A 2,658-nucleotide genomic window follows, 5' to 3' on the forward strand; every position below is an offset into this window, starting at 1 on the left:
GGGCGCTCCCGGGGGCCCCCCCCCACCGCCGGGTCCCCCGCCGGGGGGCCCGGGCCGGGGGTGCCCGCCACCGGCCGGACACCACCCGCGCCCGCCGCGCCCGACGCGCGCCCCTCCGTCCACCGCCACCACCACCGGGCACCGGCCGCCCAACGCGCCGTGCCCGGCCGTCCGTCGGCCCACCCGCGGGCCACCCAGGGGGGATCCACACCCATGGCCACACTCTGCCGCCCCGCCATCGCCGTGCCCGAGCACGTCATCACCCTCGACGAGACCCTCGACCTGGCCCGCGCGATGCACGCCGGCCACCCCCAACTCACCCTCGCGCTGCGGCTGATCGAGAACACCGGCGTGCGGACCCGGCACCTGGTCCAGCCCATCGAACAGACCCTGCGACACCCGGGCTTCACCGCCCGCAACGCCGTCTACGAGCGCGAGGCCAAGCGCCGCGTCCCCGAGGTGGTCGAAGCGGCGCTGCGCAATGCCCAGTTGGGCGCCCAGGACATCGACCTCCTGATCTACGTGTCGTGCACCGGCTTCATGATGCCGTCGATGACCGCCTGGCTGATCAACAGCATGGGCCTGCGCCCGGACACCCGCCAGATGCCGATCGCCCAGCTCGGCTGCGCGGCCGGCGGCGCCGCCGTCAACCGCGCGCACGACTTCTGCCGCGCCTACCCAGGCGCCAACGTGCTGATCGTGGCCTGCGAGTTCTGCTCGCTCTGCTACCAGCCGACCGACCTCGGCGTCGGCTCGCTGCTCTCCAACGGCCTGTTCGGGGACGCCGTCGCCGCCGTGGTGATGCGCGGGCACGGCGGCACCGGGGTGTCCTTCGAGCGCAACGGCTCGCACCTCGTCCCCGACACCGAGAACTGGATCTCCTACGGGGTCCGGGACACCGGCTTCCACTTCCAGCTCGACCGGCGCGTGCCGGGCACGATGGAACTGCTCGCGCCGGCCCTGCGCGGCCTGGCCGCCGAACACGGCTGGGACGTGTCGGGGCTCGGCTTCTACATCGTCCACGCCGGCGGCCCGCGCATCCTCGACGACCTCTGCCACTTCCTCAACCTCGATCCGGCCGTGTTCCGTTACAGCCGGGCCACGCTCACCGAACGCGGCAACATCGCGAGCGCCGTCGTCTTCGACGCCCTCGCCCGGCTGTTCGCCGACGGCGGCGCGGCCCACGGCACCCACGGCCTGATCGCCGGCTTCGGCCCCGGCATCACCGCCGAGATGTCGCTGGGGAGTTGGGCGTCGGTGCCGCTCAGCGTGGCGCAGCCCCGGCGACCGCGCGCCATCGCCACCGCCGACCTCTCTCGCGTCCATCCCGGTGTCCCCCGCCGTTTCCCGGCCGGCACTACGATCACCGAATGACCGATACCACGGACCGGACCGACACCGACCCCGCCGCCAGAGCCGCGGAACTCGCCGCGCTCTTCCCCGCGTTGCACGCGCCGCAGTACTGGGCCTGGGGGAGGTACGACGCGCAGTTCTCGACCGAGCTGCCGTCGGACCGCCTGGTGACCAACATCCACCTCGTGGGCTTCGCGGACGGCGGCGTGGTGCTCTGCCGGGACGACCGGGACCACTGGTTCCTGCCCGGCGGCACGCGCGAGCAGGACGAGACCGTCGCCGACTGCCTGGAGCGCGAGCTGAAGGAGGAGGCGGGTGCCCGGCTGCTCGACGAGCCGGCGTGGCTCGGCGCGCACCGCTGCCGGACGGACGACCCGACGCCGTACCGGCCGTGGCAGCCGCACCCGGAGAAGGCCTGGCTGTGGGGCTGGGCGGAGGTCGCGGTGGACTCCGCGCCGACCAACCCTTCGGACGGCGAGCAGGTCGTCGAGGTCAGCGCGCTGCCGGTGGCCGAGGCGCAGCGGCTGCTGGTGGCCTCGCACGAGGCCTGGTGGGGCGAGCTGATCGGGCTCGCGGTGGAGCTGCGGCGGCGGGCGGGGCTGGGCTGAGGCCTCGTCCCGCGGCGGTATTCCCAACCCGCAGGAAGATCACTGGAACGGCTCAGCAGCGATGCGCGCCGTCCGTTTTGCGATGATATGACTCGGCCATGGACACCTCTTCGTTGGCCGGCTCGCTGGCCGCCTCGCTGGCCGTGGACTACCCGGTGCTCAACATCTTCTGGACGATGCTGGAGCTGTTCCTCTGGGTGCTCTGGTTCTTCCTGCTGTTCAAGATCATCACGGACATCTTCCGCAGCCACGACCTGAGCGGCTGGGGCAAGGCCGGCTGGCTGGTCCTGGTGATCATCCTGCCGCTGATCGGCGTGCTCGCCTACCTGATCGCGCGCGGCGAGGGCATGGGGAAGCGCGACCTCGCCCAGGCGCAGCAGGCCGAGGCCGCCGTCCAGGCGTACATCCGGGACGCGGCCGGGACCTCCGGGACTTCCGGGGCCTCGGCGGACGGCGGCGGGCGCAGCCACGTCGACGACCTGGCGACGCTGGCCGACCTGAAGGACAAGGGCCTCATCTCCGACGCGGAGTACCAGCGGGCCAAGGAGAAGCTCCTGGTGTGAGCGGAGACGGCGGAACGGCCGGGGGCCCCGGGGGCTTTAAACCCCCCCCCCCCCCCCTGCGTGGTTCCGGGTTGCCGATTAAGGGTTTGGTGTGACCGCATAGGTTTTTACGGATAACAGAACACCTATACCTG

Annotated in this window: 3 protein-coding genes; all 3 read left to right on the forward strand. The window is 72.5% G+C overall.

Translation table 11 applies throughout. The annotated features are described in order from the left end of the window. Positions 1 to 213 precede the first annotated feature (213 nt). The 3 genes from AB0O00_RS35005 to AB0O00_RS35015 all read left to right on the forward strand — a co-directional run bounded on the left by AB0O00_RS35005 (position 214) and on the right by AB0O00_RS35015 (position 2,524). Positions 214 to 1,374, forward strand: a complete 1,161-nt coding sequence (locus tag AB0O00_RS35005; protein ID WP_363658740.1) for a type III polyketide synthase — start codon at positions 214 to 216, stop codon at positions 1,372 to 1,374. Next, positions 1,371 to 1,961 carry an NUDIX hydrolase gene (locus AB0O00_RS35010; protein WP_363658742.1) on the forward strand — a complete coding sequence of 197 codons (591 nt, stop codon included), beginning with the start codon at positions 1,371 to 1,373 and terminating at the stop codon, positions 1,959 to 1,961. The genes AB0O00_RS35005 and AB0O00_RS35010 overlap by 4 nt, the downstream gene beginning before the upstream one ends. Positions 1,962 to 2,059: 98 nt before the next feature. Then, positions 2,060 to 2,524 (forward strand): SHOCT domain-containing protein, encoded by a 465-nt coding sequence (locus tag AB0O00_RS35015; RefSeq protein WP_363658743.1) that lies wholly within the window; start codon positions 2,060 to 2,062, stop codon positions 2,522 to 2,524. The last annotated feature ends 134 nt before the right edge of the window (positions 2,525 to 2,658 follow it).

It is taken from the genome of Kitasatospora sp. NPDC093558 (assembly GCF_040683475.1).
Taxonomy (GTDB): Bacteria; Actinomycetota; Actinomycetes; order Streptomycetales; family Streptomycetaceae; genus Kitasatospora.

What these genes read in the sequence shown, in the direction of transcription:
- AB0O00_RS35005 (WP_363658740.1), top strand. Translation starts at nt 214, where the DNA reads ATGGCCACACTCTGCCGCCCCGCCATCGCCGTGCCCGAGCACGTCATC.
- AB0O00_RS35010 (WP_363658742.1), top strand. Translation starts at nt 1,371, where the DNA reads ATGACCGATACCACGGACCGGACCGACACCGACCCCGCCGCCAGAGCC.
- AB0O00_RS35015 (WP_363658743.1), top strand. Translation starts at nt 2,060, where the DNA reads ATGGACACCTCTTCGTTGGCCGGCTCGCTGGCCGCCTCGCTGGCCGTG.